The 16,570-nt window shown below is 71.9% G+C and carries 14 protein-coding genes; 11 read left to right on the top strand and 3 right to left on the bottom strand.

Annotation, left to right across the window (positions count from 1 at the left end):
- The first annotated feature begins 34 nt into the window (after window positions 1-34).
- The 10 genes from Phou_RS23865 (at window position 35) to Phou_RS23820 (ending at window position 12,217) form a co-directional block, all read left to right on the top strand.
- Window positions 35-5,149: a type I polyketide synthase gene (locus Phou_RS23865; protein WP_218579162.1), complete on the top strand. Its 5,115-nt coding sequence runs from the start codon at window positions 35-37 to the stop codon at window positions 5,147-5,149.
- Window positions 5,146-6,159, top strand: a complete 1,014-nt coding sequence (locus tag Phou_RS23860; RefSeq protein ID WP_173059011.1) for a ketoacyl-ACP synthase III family protein — start codon at window positions 5,146-5,148, stop codon at window positions 6,157-6,159. Before Phou_RS23865 ends, Phou_RS23860 begins: the two co-directional genes overlap by 4 nt.
- Window positions 6,160-6,192: 33 nt before the next feature.
- Window positions 6,193-6,471 (top strand): acyl carrier protein, encoded by a 279-nt coding sequence (locus Phou_RS23855; protein ID WP_173059008.1) that lies wholly within the window; start codon window positions 6,193-6,195, stop codon window positions 6,469-6,471.
- Window positions 6,471-7,820, top strand: coding sequence for an NAD(P)/FAD-dependent oxidoreductase (locus Phou_RS23850; RefSeq protein WP_173059005.1), 1,350 nt, complete (start codon window positions 6,471-6,473; stop codon window positions 7,818-7,820). The genes Phou_RS23855 and Phou_RS23850 overlap by 1 nt, the downstream gene beginning before the upstream one ends.
- 35 nt (window positions 7,821-7,855) lie before the next feature.
- Entirely contained in the window at window positions 7,856-8,794 is a 939-nt protein-coding gene (locus tag Phou_RS23845) for an esterase/lipase family protein (protein WP_173059002.1), read from the top strand.
- A gap of 297 nt (window positions 8,795-9,091) precedes the next feature.
- Window positions 9,092-9,670: a hypothetical protein gene (locus tag Phou_RS23840; RefSeq protein WP_173058999.1), complete on the top strand. Its 579-nt coding sequence runs from the start codon at window positions 9,092-9,094 to the stop codon at window positions 9,668-9,670.
- A gap of 13 nt (window positions 9,671-9,683) precedes the next feature.
- Window positions 9,684-9,896 carry a hypothetical protein gene (locus tag Phou_RS23835; protein ID WP_173058996.1) on the top strand — a complete coding sequence of 71 codons (213 nt, stop codon included), beginning with the start codon at window positions 9,684-9,686 and terminating at the stop codon, window positions 9,894-9,896.
- Window positions 9,897-9,948: 52 nt separating this feature from the next.
- Window positions 9,949-10,878, top strand: coding sequence for a hypothetical protein (locus tag Phou_RS23830; RefSeq protein ID WP_173058993.1), 930 nt, complete (start codon window positions 9,949-9,951; stop codon window positions 10,876-10,878).
- A 31-nt stretch (window positions 10,879-10,909) separates the two neighbouring features.
- The gene (locus Phou_RS23825) at window positions 10,910-11,452 is read left to right on the top strand and encodes a cellulose-binding domain-containing protein (RefSeq protein ID WP_173058990.1); all 543 of its coding nucleotides are present in this window, start codon (window positions 10,910-10,912) and stop codon (window positions 11,450-11,452) included.
- Between the two features lie 54 nt (window positions 11,453-11,506).
- Window positions 11,507-12,217: an SDR family NAD(P)-dependent oxidoreductase gene (locus Phou_RS23820; protein ID WP_246273838.1), complete on the top strand. Its 711-nt coding sequence runs from the start codon at window positions 11,507-11,509 to the stop codon at window positions 12,215-12,217.
- On the opposite strand, the gene Phou_RS23815 is transcribed toward Phou_RS23820, so the two are convergent.
- Window positions 12,202-13,182, bottom strand: a complete 981-nt coding sequence (locus tag Phou_RS23815; RefSeq protein WP_173058984.1) for an ArsR/SmtB family transcription factor — start codon at window positions 13,180-13,182, stop codon at window positions 12,202-12,204. The two genes, Phou_RS23820 and Phou_RS23815, sit on opposite strands and share 16 nt — an antisense overlap.
- A 57-nt stretch (window positions 13,183-13,239) precedes the next feature.
- Here Phou_RS23815 and Phou_RS23810 point away from each other — a divergent pair, with 57 nt between their 5' ends.
- Entirely contained in the window at window positions 13,240-14,469 is a 1,230-nt protein-coding gene (locus Phou_RS23810) for an MFS transporter (protein WP_246273837.1), read from the top strand.
- A gap of 144 nt (window positions 14,470-14,613) precedes the next feature.
- Here Phou_RS23810 and Phou_RS23805 read toward each other — a convergent pair whose 3' ends face one another.
- Both Phou_RS23805 and Phou_RS23800 read right to left on the bottom strand, forming a co-directional pair.
- A complete protein-coding gene (locus Phou_RS23805) occupies window positions 14,614-15,039 on the bottom strand; it encodes a DUF1761 domain-containing protein (protein WP_173058981.1) in 426 nt (141 codons plus the stop codon).
- 226 nt (window positions 15,040-15,265) lie between these two features.
- The gene (locus Phou_RS23800) at window positions 15,266-16,246 is read right to left on the bottom strand and encodes a hypothetical protein (protein WP_218579161.1); all 981 of its coding nucleotides are present in this window, start codon (window positions 16,244-16,246) and stop codon (window positions 15,266-15,268) included.
- Window positions 16,247-16,570: the final 324 nt, after the last annotated feature.

The raw sequence follows: 16,570 nt of genomic DNA, 5'->3' as shown, positions 1-16,570 counted from the left end.
TGCCGTCGCGAGGCGCGAAGGGGGCATGGCATCGATGGGAGTAGAACCGGTCGCTGTGGTCGGGTTGGGTTGCCGGTTCGCCGGCGGCGCCGACTCGCCGGAGCGGTTCTGGCAGCTGCTGGCCCGCGGCGGCGACGGCATCGGTGAGCTGCCCGGCGAGCGCTGGGCGCCGTACGCCGAGCTGGGTGCCGACGTCGCCGCGACGTTGCGCCGGGCCACCCGCTTCGGCGGCTTCCTGCCGGACATCGAGGGCTTCGACGCCGAGTTCTTCGGCCTCAGCCCGCGCGAGGCGGCGCTGATGGACCCCCAGCAGCGGCTGCTGCTGGAGGTGGCGTGGGAGGCCCTGGAGCACGCCGGCATACCCCCGCACACGCTGGCCGGCGGGGACACCGGCGTGTTCGTCGGTGTCGGCTCCGACGACTACGGCCGGCGGCTGCTGGAGGACCTGCCCGGCATCGAGGCGTGGACCGGGATCGGCGCGGCGATGTGCGCGGTCGCCAACCGCGTCTCGTACGCCCTGGACCTGCGCGGCCCGAGCATGGCCGTGGACACCGCCTGCTCCGCCTCGCTTGTCGCGGTGCACCTGGCCTGCCAGAGCCTGCGCGCCGGCGAGGGGCCGCTCGCGCTGGCCGCGGGCGTCAATCTGATCGTCTCCCCGGGTCTGACGCTGACCCTGGACGCGGCCGGGGCGATGGCCCCCGACGGGCGGTGCAAGTCGTTCGACGCATCGGCCGACGGCTACGGCCGCGGCGAGGGGTGCGGCGTGCTGGTGCTCAAGCTGCTGGCGGACGCGCGCCGCGACGGCGACCGGGTGCTGGCCGTGATCCGCGGCAGCGCGGTGAACCAGGACGGGCGCACGAACGGCATCATGGCGCCCAGCGGTCCCGCCCAGGCGCACGTGATCGGCCGCGCGGTCCGGCAGGCCGGGGTGGACGCGGCCTCCGTCGGCTACGTGGAGGCGCACGGCACCGGCACCCGCCTCGGCGACCCGCTGGAGGCCGGCGCGCTCAGCGCCGTCTACGGCACCGGGCGCCTGCCGGACGAGCCGTGCCTGATCGGCTCGGTGAAGTCGAACATCGGCCACCTGGAGGCGGCCGCCGGCGTGGCCAGCCTGATCAAGGTGGTGCTGGCGCTGCGGCACGAGCGGATACCGCCGAGCCTGAACCACACCACCGGCAACCCGGCGATCGACTGGGCGAACAACGGCCTGCGCGTGGTCACCGAGCCCACGGCCTGGCCCGCCGGTGACGCGCCGCGCCGGGCCGGAGTGTCCGGCTTCGGCTACGGCGGCACGATCGCACACGTCGTCCTGGAGGAGGCTCCCGCAGAGCCTGCCCCGGCCCGCGTGCCCGCCGCCCCCGCCGCGCGGCTGTACCCGCTGACCGCGCACTCCGAGCCGGCACTGCGCGAGTCCGCCGGGGCACTGGCCGCCTGGCTGGACGGCCCCGGCGCCGATACCCCGCTCGCCTCGGTCGGGCACACCCTGACCGCGCGCCGTACCCACCTGGGTCACCGGGCCGCGGTGGTCGCCGCCGACCGGCGGGAGCTCGCCGCGCGCCTGCGCACGGTCGCCGCCGGGGACAGCGAGCGCGGTACCGCCACCGGCGCGACCGTCGAGCCGGGCGCGGGGCTGGTCTGGGTCTTCTCCGGACACGGCTCGCAGTGGGCGGGCATGGGCCGGCGGCTGCTGGCCGAGCAGCCGGCGTTCGCCGCCGTTGTCGACCAGCTCGAGCCGATCTTCCTGGAGGAGATCGGCTTCTCCCCCCGCCAGGTGCTCACCGACGGCGATCTGGCCACCGTTGACCGGGTCCAGACGATGATCTTCGTGATGCAGCTCGGCCTGGCCGAGCTGTGGCGCGCCGCCGGCGTCCGCCCCGACGCGGTGATCGGCCACTCGGTGGGCGAAATCGCCGCCGCCGTGGTGGCCGGCGCGCTGAGCCTGGAGGATGGCGCCCGGCTGATCTGCCGCCGCTCGGCGCTGCTCACCCAGGTCGCCGGCAAGGGCGCGATGGCCATGGTCGGGCTGCCGTTCGAGGACGTCGCCGCGGTTCTGGCCGGCCGTACCGACGCGGTACCGGCGATCTGGTCCTCGCCACTGTCCACAGTGGTTGCCGGTGACCCGGCCGCCATCGACGAGCTGGTCGAGCGGTGGAAGGCGGACGGAGTGTCGGTCCGCCGGGTCGCCTCCGACGTGGCGTTCCACAGCCCGCACATGGACGCCCTGCTCTCCGACCTGGCGGAGGCGGCCGAAGACCTCGAACCTGTCGCGCCGGGCATCCCCGTCTACTCCACCGCGATGTCCGACCCGCGCTCGACCCGCCCGCTGGACGGCGGCTACTGGGCGGCGAACCTGCGCAACCCGGTGCGCCTGGCCGCCGCGGTGCGAGCCGCCGCCGAGGACGGGTACACCGCGTTCCTGGAGATCTCCGCGCACCCCGTGGTGACCCACTCGATCGCCGAGACCCTCCCGGACGCGGTGGTGACCGGCACGCTCCGCCGCGACACCGACGAGTCACAGAGCCTGCTGACAAACGCCGGCGAGCTGTTCTGTCACGGGTACCCAGTGGACTGGGGCGCGCTCCAGCCCACCGGCGAGCTGGCCGACCTGCCCACGGTCGCCTGGCAGCGGCGCCCCCACTGGCGCGCGGCCATGCCCGGCGGCAGCGGCGACGGACTCGCACACGACGTCGACTCGCACACCCTGCTCGGCGCGGCAGTGCCGGTCGCCGGGCAGTCGCTGCGGCTGTGGCGCACTCTGCTGGACGCCAGCCGCCGCCCGTATCCCGGCAGCCACACCATCAACGGCGTGGAGATCCTGCCGGCCGCGGTGCTGATCACCACCTTCCTGCGGGCCGGCGCGAGCGAATCGCTCACCGACCTGGTGCTGCGCCTGCCGCTGCCCGTGGACCAGGAACGCGAGGTGCAGGTCATCGAGGACGGGGGCGGGGTCCGGCTGGCGTCCCGGGCCGCCGACGACGAGGACGGCTCCTGGCTGACCCACGCCGCCGCACTCACCGGGCCGGTGCCGCTGCCCGCCGCGCTGGGCGCGCCGCTGCCCGGAAGTCAGGAGGCCGACCCGGACGAGATCCTGCGCCACCTGGCCGGTGTCGGGGTGCCGAGTATGGCGTTCACCTGGCAGGTGGAGTCCCTGACCCGCGCCCCCACCGGCCTGCGCGCCGCAGTACGCGCGCCGCACGCGGAGAACGCCGCCGCGTCCGCGCCACCCACCTGGGGACCGCTGCTCGACGCCGCGCTGTCGATCGCCCCGTCCGCCTATCCCGGCGAGCCGGCGCTGCGGATGGTCGCCGCCGTGGGCCGGCTGCGGGTCAGCGGCGAGCCGCCGGAGCGCGCCCTGGTCCAGGTCGTCCTCGACCCGGACGGCGGCGACGCGGTACGCGTGCTGATCGCCAACCCCGACGGGCGGGTGCGGGCGGCGCTGGACGGGCTGACGTACGCCGAGCTGGGCCACGGCGCCGTCGCCACCGGCCCGCATCAGCTCGTGCACGAGGTCACCTGGGTGCCGCTGGAACTGCCCGAGCCCGCCCCGGACGCCAGCGCGCGACCGCTGCTCCTGCTCGGGCCGGACGGGCCGCTGCTGGCCGGTCTCCGCGACGGGCTGGCCGCCACGCGCCTCACCGACCCCTCCGAGCTGGCCGCGCTGACCGGCCCCGCCGACGTGCTCGTGGTCCCGCCCGACACCGCCGAAGAGGCGGCGTGGCTGCTGACCTCGGCCGTCCAACGCCTCGCCGCCGGCTCGCCGGACGGGACGCGGCTGTGGGCGGTCACCGCCGGCGCCGACGTACGGAACGCCGACCACGCCACCCTGTGGGGTCTGGGCCGGGTCGTCGGCGGCGAGCACCCGCGACTGTGGGGCGGCGTGCTCGACCTCGATCCCGCGCAGCTGGTGAGCACAGTGGACACTCTGCGGCGGGTGCTGGACGCCGCTCCCCCGGACGACGTGGTCCGGCTCCGCGACGGCGCGGCCGCGGTCGCCAGGCTGGCCCGGATCGCGCGCGAACCGGTCACCGGGCCGCTGCGCTGCCACCCGGACGGCACGTACCTGATCACCGGTGGCCTCGGCGTGCTCGGCCGTGAGGTGGCCCGCTGGCTGGTCGAACGCGGCGCCCGCCGGATCGTGCTGGCCGGTCGCAGCCCGGTCCCGCCGCGCGCCGAATGGGACCCGGAGCTGCACGCACTGGAGGCGCTCGGTGTCGCGGTCCGCCTGATCAGCCTCGACATCACCGACGCCGCGCGAGCCGCCCAGGCACTGACGCCGGAGGCGCTGGGCATGCCGCCGATCCGGGGCGTGGTGCACGCCGCCGGCGTCCTCGACAACCGCCTCATCTCCAATGTGGACGAATCCTCGATGCGTACCGTCCTGCGCCCCAAAGTGGACGGCGCCCGCGTCCTGGACAGGCTGTTCCCACCCGGCAGCCTGGACTTCCTCGTCCTCTTCTCCTCCTGCGGCCAGCTGCTCGGCCTGCCCGGTCAGGCCAGCTACGGCGCCGCCAACGCCTATCTGGACGCGTTCGCCGCGCGCCGCCGCGACGACGGCTGCCCCGGCACGTTCAGCTTCGGCTGGACGTCCTGGCGCGGGCAGGGCATGGCGGTCAACGCGGTGGTCGACGCGGAGCTGCGCGCTCGCGGTGTCGGCGACATCGCCGCCGCCGAGGCGTTCGCCGCCTGGGACCTGGCGGCCCGGCACGGCGGTGGGCACTACCCGGTGCTGCGTACGCTGCCGCCCGAGCCCGGTGTCCAGCGACTGCCGCTGCTCGACGCGCTCCCGGTGGAGCGGGACGAGCAGCCGGACGGAGGGGGCGGCGCGGCGGAGTTCGCCGGACTGCCCGAGGAGCAGCTGCGCGATCGGGTACGCGACGAGGTCGGCGGCCAGATCGCCGGCGAGATGCGGCTGCCCGCGCAGTCCCTGGACCCGCGCCGCTCGCTGGTGGAGCAGGGCCTGGACTCGGTGATGACGCTGCTGATCCGCCGCCGGCTGGAACGCCGTTTCGGCCACCCCCTGCCGGCCACCCTTCTGTGGCACCAGCCGACCGTCGTCGCGATCACCGAACACCTCGTGGAGCTGCTGTCCGGCGCCGCCGACGACGCGGCCCCGGCGGAGGTCGAGGAGCGTCCGGTGGTGGGCGTGTGACCGCCTACCTCGCCGCCGTCGGCAGCTATCTGCCTCCCACCACCGGGATCGAGGCCGCAGTCGCCAAACGCCGCTACCGGGCCGAGGAGGCGGCCGCGCAGGACTGGGCCGGCTCGGCCGTCGCCGGCGACACGCCCGCACCCGAGATGGCGCTGCTGGCGGCGCAGGAGGCGTACAAGCGCTGCGGGCGCCGCCCGGCCGACACCGACCTGCTGCTCTACGTCAACACCTGGCACCAGGGCCCGGACGGCTGGCAGCCGCAGTACCACCTCCAGCGACACCTGGTCGGCGGCGCCACGCTGGCGGTGCAGGTACAGCAGGGCAGCACCGGCATGTTCGGCGCGCTGGCGCTGGCGGCCCGGTACCTCACGGCCGACCCGGACCGGCAGGCGGCGCTGCTGGTCGCCGCGGACAACTTCGGCACGCCGCTGTTCAAACGCTGGTCCGCCGGGCCCGGCCAGATCGCCGGGGACGCCGCGACCGCGGCCCTGCTCACCCGCGAGCCGGGCTTCGCCGAGCTGCTCGCCGTCCAGGTGGCCACCTACACCGAGGACGAGGAGCTGTACCGCGCCGGTGAGCCGCTGTTTCCGCCCGGCGCCACCGCCGGACGCGGCGTCGACTTCGGCCGGCGCGCCGCCGCGTACCGCAAGGACGTCCCCACCCTGCTCGCCGAGGCCGGTGCACGGCTGCGCGAGGTCGCCCACCGGGCGCTGGCCGAAGCCGGCGTCGATCCGGGCCGGGTGACCCGGGTGGCCGGACCCGCCGCCGGGCGGGTCGCGGTCACCGCCCTGCTGGCCGCGCTCGGACTCCCGGAGGCCGCCGGCACCTGGGCGTTCGCACGGAACGTCGGGCAGCTGGGTGCGAGCGATCAGATCGCCGCCCTGGACCACCTGCTCACCGGCGGAGAGCTGCGACCCGGCGACCACGTGCTGCTGCTCGGCCACGGGCCGGGCGTGACCGTGGCCGCCGCCGTCGTACGTATCCGGCACGCACCACCCTGGTACGGCTGACCATCCGTCCGGCACACCACAGCGAGGAGCGACATGGCCGACGAGAAAACCGAGGACAAGCTGCTGGAGTTCATCAACTCCACGCTGCGGCCCAAGGACATGGCAGACCTGATCGAGGCCGGCACACCCCTGATCGAGCTGGGCATCCTCGACTCGCTCAAGACCGCCATCCTGCTCAACTACATCCGCGACGAGCTCGGCGTGAGCGTCCCGCCGATGCAGATGGTGGCCAGCAACTTCAAGGACGTGCGCAGCATCGCCGCGATGGTCGACGCCCTGAGCGGCATACCCGCGACCGACGGAGGAATCTGATGAGCACGGACTATGACGTCATCGTCATCGGCGGCGGCCCTGGCGGCTCGACTACCGCGTCCTACCTGGCCCGGGCGGGCATGTCGGTGGCGGTGCTGGAGTCGGAGCTGTTTCCTCGCGAGCACGTCGGGGAGTCGCTGGTGCCGGCCACCACCCCGGTGCTGCTGGAGATCGGCGTGATGGACGAGATCGACAAGGCCGGCTTCCCCCGCAAGTACGGCGCCGCGTGGACTTCCGCCGAGTCGCGCAATGTGCCGCACAACGGCTTCACCGGCCTGCACCACGGCTTCAAGGCGGCCGAGATCACCTTCGTCGAGCGGGACCAGCCGGAGGTCGATCGCGACTACACGTACCACGTCGACCGCGGCAAGTTCGACCTGATCCTGCTCAAACACGCCGAGAGCTGCGGCGCCACCGTTTTCAGCGGCGCCCGCGTGCTCGACGTGGACTTTGACGACCCGGACGCGGTGCGGGTGAGCACCCGCTTCGGCCCGCGGCAGGTGGACTTCACGGCGAAGCTTGTCGTCGACGCGTCGGGCCGGCAGACGCTGCTGGGCCGCAAACTGAAGCTGAAGACCTCCGACCCGGTTTTCAACCAGTACGCGATCCACACCTGGTTCGAGGGGCTGGACCGCGGCTCGGTGGCGGTCGACCCCGAGCGGCAGGACTTCATCTTCGTGCACTTCCTGCCCATCAAGGACACCTGGGTCTGGCAGATCCCGATCACCGATACCGTCACCAGCATCGGCGTGGTCACCCGCAAGGACCGCTTCGCCGAGGCCAATGTGGACCGTGAAGGCTTCTTCTGGGAGTACGTGAGCAGCCGGCCCGAGCTCGAAGCCGCGCTGAAGAAGGCGAAGCGGCTGCGCCCGTTCAAGGCCGAGGGCGACTACAGCTACGTCATGAAGGAGATCTGCGGCGACCGGTTCGTGCTCGTCGGTGACGCCGCCCGGTTCGTCGACCCGATCTTCTCCACCGGCGTCAGCATCGCGCTCAACAGCGCCCGCATCGCCTCCAAGGACATCATCGCCGCGCACGCCGCCGGCGGCGACTTCTCCAAAGGCAGCTTCGCCGAGTTCGAACGCAAGATGCGGCGCGCGGTGAAGAACTGGTACGAGTTCATCTCCGTCTACTATCGACTCAACGTCCTCTACACCGCGTTCGTGCAGGACCCGCGCTACCGCATCGGCGTGCTCAAGCTCCTCCAGGGCGACGTCTACGACGACGCCGAGCCGACCACGCTCAACGAGATGAAGGCGATCGTCACCGCCGTCGAAAACGACCCGACCCACCTGTGGCACCCGTACCTCGGCACGCTCCGCGCACCGCTGACCGCCCCCGTCGGCTGACGCGGCACCGGCGGCCCACGGCAGAAAGGCATCCGATGAGTTGGTCGTTCCACGCCCGGCGGGTGGCCACCGCCGTTGCCGTCATCGTCGGCCTGCTCGCCGGCACCGCCCAGCCCGCCCGGGCCGCCGAACCGGCCGGGCCGCCCACCACCAGCTTCTCCTTCGCCTTCGCCTACTCGCTGCTCCACCCGGAGGCCGACACGCCCGGCGCCAACGACTGGGCGTGCCGGCCGACCGCCGCCCATCCGCGCCCGGTGGTCCTGGCCCACGGCACCAACGAAAACCGGTACAACAACTGGGCCCGGCTGGCACCGGCCCTCAGCGCCGCGGGGTACTGCGTCTTCGCGCTCAACTACGGCGAGATCCCGGGCGCTCCCCCGGCTTCCAAGGGACTCGGCGACATCCGCACGTCGGCCCGCGAGTTCGGCGCATTCGTCGACCAGGTTCTCGCCGCGACCGGCGCCACGCAGGTCGACGTGGTCGGCCACTCGCAGGGCGGGATCGTGCCGCGGCAGTACCTCAGGTTCGAGGGCGGCGCCGGCAAGGTGAACGCGCTCGTCACGCTCGGTGCCCCGCACTTCGGCACCACCATCAGCGGCATCGGCACCCTGCTCGAACAGTTCGGCATCCTCGGGCTGGTCGAGCCGGTCAGCGGTCCGGCGATCCGCCAGCAGGTCCGCGGCTCGGACTTCCTCGCCACCCTCAACGCCGGCGGCGCCACCGTGCCCGGCGTCCGCTACACGGTGATCGCTACCGCGTACGACGTCATCATCACCCCGTGGGACCAGAACTTCCTGGCTCCCGGGCCGGGCGCGGCGGTCACCAACATCACCCTTCAGGACGGCTGCGCGTTGGACCTGTCCGACCACCTCGCCATGCCTTACTCACCCCGAGCCATCGGGTACGTCAAGAACGCCCTCGACCCGGCACACGCGACACCACCGCCCTGCGTGCTGCACCTTCCGCTGTTCTGACCTCCGACACCTCGACCCGGACCGCCGCGGCACCGGCCTGATCCTGACGAACCGGAACAACAACGAGGATCATCGATGTTGCCGGAATGGGTCCAGGCGTGCTGGAATGGTTCATATCGCCGCAGCGCGGGGGCAACCGCGCTGAGGACGGCCAGCACGGGAGCATCGCAGCGCCGGCAGCGCGCGGCTTAGCGGACGCCTGCCCGCCTCATCGCCGGGCCATCAGCACGCCGCCGACGGGGTCGGCCTCCGAATTGCCGGAAGCGTTCCAAGTTCTCGACGAGGTGAGAAGCGATCATGATTTCCCGGGAGAGTTTCGCGGGGTGGTACCGACACCGCTTCGTGTGGGTGGCGGTGATCCTGGCGGCGTCGGCCGGCGCGGTCGTGCTGGTCAACTCGACCGGCTCGAAGGCGGAACCGCCGGATCTGCAGGCACAGATCGTCAGCCGGATGCGCACCACGCTCGAACATACCGATCCGGGCCAGCACAACCACGCCGGGCACAACGTCCAGCAGGTCGCCGCCGATGGGGCCAAGCCGCCGGTGGTCTGCGGGGTCCGGGTCTACGGCTACGAGCCGACCCAGGCCACCGTGCTCGCCGACGTGCAGACGGTGTACGGCTTCCACTTCTGCGGCGTCGTGGAACGAAAGCGCCCCTGGGACGTGGCGGTCAAGCTGGCCGGCGCGGTGATCCTGGACATGACCACCGAGCCCGCGGGCATCCAGGTGGTCGAGGCGACCGCCAACGTCACGTACGTCGACCGCCTGCGGGAGATGTTCCCCGACAAGTACGCGCAGCTGGCGCTCAAAGAGGCGCTGCCCGACTCCGAGATGGCCGACGCGCGCCGCCGGTACGACGCCGCCGCCGGCCTCTGACTACGCCCGCTGCGTGCACACACGCGCCGGCCAGGAGCAGGGACGCGGTCTGATGCAGTGGTGGGACAGCGGCGCTCAGGTACGCGACGAGCTGCCCACAGCCGACCACCGATACCGCGACGAGCTGATCGAGATTCACCGCCGCGACGAAATGGAGAACGGGACCACGCCTCGCCCATCCCGCTGGCAAGCACCACCGCCGCCCCCGACAGCGACCGCGATGTAGGCGTCGCTTGGTGCGCCGTGGGAGGTTGCGGCCGCGTGTTCGAATGAACGGCATGGCCGACGACGTCGAACGCGTGGCGGCCGCAGCCGCGGCGTTCCGGGCGCACGAGGTGGCCGCGGAGCGCCGCAGAGATCTCGAGGAGCGGATCGACCGCCTCAGCCGCCAGCTCAGCGACCTGCGGGACGAGCTGGCCGACCAGCGGGACGGCAGGCGGGGATGGCTGAGCGGGCTGCTGACGACCCTGCGCGGCCACCGCGAGGAGGCGCTGGGCCGGCAGCACATCCGACGCGAGGCCGCCCAACACCGCGTCGCCGAGGCTGAGGCGCACCTGCAGATGATGCGCGGCGAACACATCGCCGTGCTGGCACGCCTGCAGGAGCTTGCCTCGGCACCCGCCACCTACCGCGCCGTCCTGGCCGACTACCAGCACCTGAGCCAGTCGGGCGACCCACGCGCGCAGCGGCTGCTTGAGCTGGCCGATGAACGGGGACGGCTCAACGAAGATCTGGCCGACCTGGACAAGGCGCTGCAAGCGGCCGATGCCGCCGAGCAGGCGCTCGAGGCCGTCGATCGCAAGCTCGGACGCGCCTCGGGCTGGTCGACTGTCGACATACTCTCGCGCGGCACACCGGCTGACGGGATCAAATACACCTACATAGAGGAGGCGGCCGATGTGGCCGCACACGCCGACCGCTGCCTTGCGGTATTGCGAACCGAACTGACCAATATCGAGCAGGTACCGCCCGCCACCGCCCACCTCGCCGTGGACGCGATGACCTGGTCACTCGACGTCGGCTGGGACGCCACCGTCACCAACGTCGCAGTGGACGGGCGGATCGACAGAGCCCGGGACAACATCGCCGTGTGGGCCCACCGGGTAAGGCGCGCACAGCAGCGGCTGCACCAGCGAGCGGCCGACACACGTGAACGGCTGGCCTCCATCGAGGCCGAACGCAGCCGACTCCTCGACCCATTATCTTGACGATCGTCGATGCACGGCGGATCCTCGGGGCATGGGTGGACGCTCGCGGCAACAACGTCGTATCTGGTCGGCTCTGCTGGCCGTCGTGGCAATTCCCGCGACGGTGACCGGCACCGCCCTCGTGACGATGCCCGCCGCGGCCGGCATGGGACCGCCGGTAGTGCTGAACACCTGCGCCGGCCCGACGCCGAGCGGGGTGCAGTGCACGATCGGAACGCCAATCAGCTCGTCCGCGTCGTCGAGCACGACCCCGCCCAGCACCTGCAAGGTCACGTACGCCACGCAGTCGCAGTGGGCCACCGGATTCGTGGCCAGGGTGACCGTCCACAACAACGGCACCGCACCGGTCAGTGGGTGGACGGTCGGCTTCACGTTCCCCGGCGACCAGCGGATCACGAGCTTGTGGAACGGTACGCACGTCCAGACCGGCGCCGCCGTGACGGTGTCGAACGCCCGCTGGAACCAGGTCATCCCGCCCGGCGGCAGTACCTGGTTCGGCATGTACGGCGCGTCGACGGCAAGTCAGCCACCGCCCACGACGTTCACGCTGAACAACGCGCCCTGCACCGCGTAGCCGACCGTGATGTCGGTACTTGACGCGTTTGGGCTGGCCGGAAAGGTTGCGGTCGTGACGGGCGGCAACCGGGGACTCGGTCGGGCGTTCACCGCCGCGCTCACCGAGGCCGGCGCGCGGGTCGCGATCGTCGCCCGGGACGCGGCCAAGACCGCGGAGGTGGTGGACGAGCTGGCGACCGCCCGAGGTTTTCAGGCGGACGTGCGCCGCCGCGCCGACGTCGACCGGGTGGTGGAGGAGATCGCGGCCGAGATGGGCGGCGTGGACATCCTGGTCAACAACGCCGGCGCCTGCGTACACGCGCCTGCCCTCGACGTCACCGAGGACGACTGGGCGCAGGTCGTCGACACCAACATCACCGGCGTGTGGCACTGCTGCCAGGCGTTCGGCAGGCACATGGCCGGCCGCGGCGGCGGCACGATCGTCAACATCGGCTCGATCTCCGGGCTGATCGTCAACCGTCCACAGTGGCAGCCGGCATACAACGCCTCCAAAGCGGCGGTACACCAGCTGACCAAATCGCTCGCCGCGGAGTGGGCGCCGCTGGGCATCCGGGTCAACGCGCTCGCGCCCGGGTACATCAAGACGGAGATGGCGCCGGTCGACCGGCCCGAGTTTCGCCAGCGCTGGATCGATGACGTGCCCATGCGGCGCTATGCCACCCCGGAGGAGATCGCGCCCAGCCTCATCTACCTTGCCAGCGACGCGTCCGCGTTCATGACCGGCTCGGTGCTCGTCATCGATGGCGGCTACACCACGGTCTGACCCGTGCCCTGGTGGCCGGCGAGCTGGTCGCCGAGGTCGGAGCGGCGGTAGAGCACCGAGCGGCCGTGCCGGGCGCTGACCAGCAGCCCGGCGGCGTGCAGGGTCCGCAGGTGCTGGTTGACCGCCGTGGTGGTGACGCCGAGCCGGGTGGCCAGCTCGGTGGAGGACGCCGGCGTCGCGAGGTGGACGAGCAGCCCGGCCCGGGTGAGGCCGAGGATCGCGGCGAGCGTGTCCGGCGCCGGCAGCACCTGGGGCTCCCAGAGGGTGGCGAGGCCGCGCGCGGCGTACAGGATCATCGGTGGCTCGGCGGCGGAGATGGGCGTCGACGCGTTGGTGGTCCACAGCGTGGGCACGAGGGTGAGGCCGCCGGTGGTCGGGCGGTGATAGTCCACATTGGAGCGCAGGCGCACCTCGACCACGTTGCCGGCCAGGCGCACCGTGCTGGACAGGTCGGCGAACATCGCCGCCAGCCCGTGCTGCGCGATCTGCCGTCCCCGGTGGGTGACATCGCCTTCGAGCAGCGCCCGCATCCGCGGCCAGTGCGGCTCGAAGCAGCGCCGCCAGTACTCGCCGAGCGCGTCGAGGACGCGCGCCAGCACGCGCGGCGCGGACCCGCGCAACGGCTTCGGGAGCGGGCCTTCGCCGTGCACGGCCCGCAGGTCGCGCCGCACGGTGGCCGGGTCGGTGCCGGCAATCCGGTCCAGCTCGTCGTCGATCCGGGTCAGCGGCGAGTACGGACGCGGGTTGAGGAAGTCGGGGGTCCACAGCCGGTCGTTGGTCAGCGCGGACAGGGTGGCGGCGTCGAGGCCGCCGCGCGCCTCGCGCAGGGCGTGCAGCCAGCGCAGGTGCAGCGGGAACCGGCCCGGGTCGCGCCAGGCCCGCAGCGACAGCACCAGCTCGTTGAGCGGCGAGACCGCGAACCGCACGTCGGCCAGGTCCATGCCGACCAGCTCATACCGGACCATGAAGCAATACGCTACATCGTTGGGCTGGCAAGCCGGGTACCTGCGACAACTGTTGGCGTGCTTCTTGTCGCGAGCCCTCCCCGGGCGGCGGGTTGGGTCCGCCGAACCCTGCTCCCCGGCGACCCGGTCGCCCGGGCGCTGACCTGGTCGACGATGTCCGCCGCCCTCTCCAGGGGCGTGTTCTTCAGCGTCAGCGCGCTGTTCTTCACCCGCGTCGCCGGCCTCACCCCGACCACGGTCGGGCTCGGGCTCACGATCGCCGGCGCCGTGGCGGTGGCCGCGTCGCTGGGCGCCGGCTACCTGGCCGCGATCGCCGGCGCGCGGCGGGTCCTGCTGGCCGCCACCGCCGGCCAGGCCGTCGCGCTGCTGGCGTACCTCACGGTCAGCTCACCGGTCGCGTTCGTCGCCGTCGCCTGCGCCGCGGTCGGCCAGCAGGCCATGCAGCGCACGGCGCTGAACACGATGATCGCCCAGAGCTTCACCGGACCGGAACGGGTCGAGGTGCGCGCCCGCCTCCGCGTGGTCATGAACTGCTTCATCGGCCTCGGCACGGGCCTCGCGGCCATCGCCCTCGCGGTCGGCACGAGGCCCGCGTACATGCTGGCGATGGCGTCGACGGCGGCACTGCTGTTCGTCTCCGCGCTGTCCCTGCGCCGGCTCGCCCCGCCCGGCCCGGCCACCCCGCTCCGCGCGGAACGGGCACGTCGCTCCCCACTGCGCGACCGCACCTACCTGGCCGCCACCGCGCTCAACGCGGTCATGACCATGCAGTTCGGCATGCTGACCGTGGGTGTACCCCTGTGGGTGGCCGGCTGGACGACGGCGCCCGCGGTGACCGTCGCGGCGCTCCTGGCGGTCAACACCGTGATGGTGTCCCTGCTCCAAGTCTGGGCGGCGCGCCGGGCGCACGACCTCCCAGCGGCCGGACGCTCGGTCGCCCGTGCCGGCGCGCTGCTGGCCGCGGGCTGCGGCCTCTACTCGGCCGGCACCTCCGGCGGCGTCGCGGTCGTCGTGGCGGTGCTGGCCCTCGCCACCGTGGCACACAGCCTCGCCGAGGTCCTCTCCGAGGCGGGTAGCTGGACGCTCGCCTTCGAGCTCGCCGACCCGGACAACGCCGGCGCGTATCAGGGCGTCAGCCAGACCGGAGCGGCACTCGGCTCGATGCTCGCCCCGCTGGTCGTCACCGCGACAGCGATCAACCACGGCCGCGGCGGCTGGGCCGTGCTGGCTGCCCTCTTCCTGGCCGCGGGACTGTCCACGCTCGCGCTCGTCCGCCGGCATAGCTGAGCACTACCCCGGCGCCAGGGCCGCGGACCTCACCGCACCGCCGCTTCTGGCAAGATCCGTCGGATGCGACTGACCAGAGCCTGCCGAGGCCCCGGTGCGGCCCGGCGGGCCCTGTGGCTCGCCGGGCACAGCCAGCACCAGCGTCTACGCCTGGAAGGCTCCGAGGATGGCGCCGACGGCGGTGAGGCCGACCACCACGTAGCCGACGTTGATGAGCAGGTGTGTAAGGGTCTTGCCCTCGAACTGGTGGAGCTGCGTGAGGGCGGCCGCTACGAGTACGCCACCAACGAGACCCACGACGGCTCCGTGCCCGGCAGATTCGTTGCCGATGAGCCAGGCGAGCAGGCCGGCGATTGCGAGGCTGGCGATGAACTGTCCGGCCAGCGCCTTGCCGAGCGTCTTGCCGGGAGGAAGCGGGCTCTCGCCTTCGCCTGGCTCGGAAAGGCCGAGCTCCCGGCGGTAAACCTTGCCGAACAGCGGCATATACCAGATGCCGCCGAGGATGAACAGGGCGATGGCGCCGACGATGATGCCGAGCCAAGAGACGTTGACGCTGAGACTATCGACCACGGGGATGCTCCGTTGCTAGTCGTTGGTTGGGGGGACGTCAGTGCTGACGACGTCGCCGCAAAGCGTTCACAAGAGAAAATATAGGTTGTTCCTTACATAAGGCAACACGCAACGAGGGACGCTCCTGCTTGGACGCTTGCCGGACCGCTGCCGAAAGAAGGCGGCCCCGCGCCAGCGGGACCGCCTTCTCCTATGTGGACCTGCGTGAGGTGAGCCGTCGCGCAGATCAGATCCGGGACAGCACGCGCTCGGCCGAACACTGTGTCGTGCCGAGATTCTTCATCGTCCACACGAGCTCTCGCTCGGTCGTACCGGTCGAGTTGACGACCTGCCGGTACCAGTTGCGGGTGACTTCCATGGCGCAGCCGAGCTCCACCGGGTCCAGCCCGATCAGATGCGTCGCCGACGTCGGCGTGGCGTTGTTCCACCGGGTGGATGAGGACGAGCCGCCGCCGAGGCTCTTCGCCGAGAGCCGGGACTCGACCGGGACGGCGCCCTTCTGCACGTCGGCGCTACACGCGATGTTGCCGGTGTTCTGCACCTCGTAGCGCAGGTAGACCGGCTGGGCGACGTCGCCCTGGGCCACGCGCTGGTACCACGTCCGCCGCACCTTGAACCGGCAGGGGTTCGCGCTGGTCGCGCCACTGGGGACAAGGCCGAGCAGCGGTACCTCGAACACGTCGCCGAAGGCGGTGAGCTGTACCGAAAAGGTCTTGATCTCGCTGGGCTCCATACCCCCCGTCGACTGGATGGAGTCCGAACTGATCGCCGACAGCAGGACGTTCGTGCCGCAGGCGAGCGTGCCGATGTTCTTGATCGTCCAGTGGAACTTGCGCTCTCCGGTGCTCAGCCGCTCATACCACTGGTTGGTCACCTCGAATTCGCACATCGCCGAGGTGCTGGCACCGACCGGCGACAGGCCGACCTTGTAGGCGGTATTCGCCGGGACGTTGTTCCACACATGATTCTGCGAGGCGCCGGGTGCCAGCGTCCCGCTGAATGACGAAATCACGAGGGCGGCGTGAGCGGGGGCCGAAATGGCGAACGTGCTCACGAGCACGAATGCCAGCATGACGCTGATCGAGCGCATCCAGACAGCTGATTTGCTCTGATTTGGGTGCGGCGAACCCTTGTGCATACGCGAACCTCCAGGGAAACATCGGGATCGGTCGTCCGAAATAGTCCCGTGGAGACATGCGGTCCACATGAGTAGCTGGTACTCAATTGCACCCGACGGTACTCACCAGGTTTGAAGATCGGCTCCGCCGATGCCTGGAGTTTTCAGACGATTTGGCCCTTCTGATCGCGGATCCGACGAGCGGCCGCGTGCCGGGCGCACCATTAGGATCGGATCCGTGCATGTCGATTTGCCCGGCGACCCGATCGGCTCCGAGGTGGACGCCCTGGCCTGGCCGTTGGTGGGCCGTGCGGCGCAACGGTCGATGCTGTTGCGCGCGGTCACGCACGGCCGAGGCGCTCTGGTCGTGGGCGAGGCAGGCATCGGAAAGACGCGACTGGCCACGGCCGTGCT

This window comes from Phytohabitans houttuyneae (genome assembly GCF_011764425.1).
GTDB classification, from domain to species: domain Bacteria; phylum Actinomycetota; class Actinomycetes; order Mycobacteriales; family Micromonosporaceae; genus Phytohabitans; species Phytohabitans houttuyneae.
Note: the sequence above shows the minus strand (reverse complement) of the source record. Positions and strands in the feature narration are given on the sequence as shown.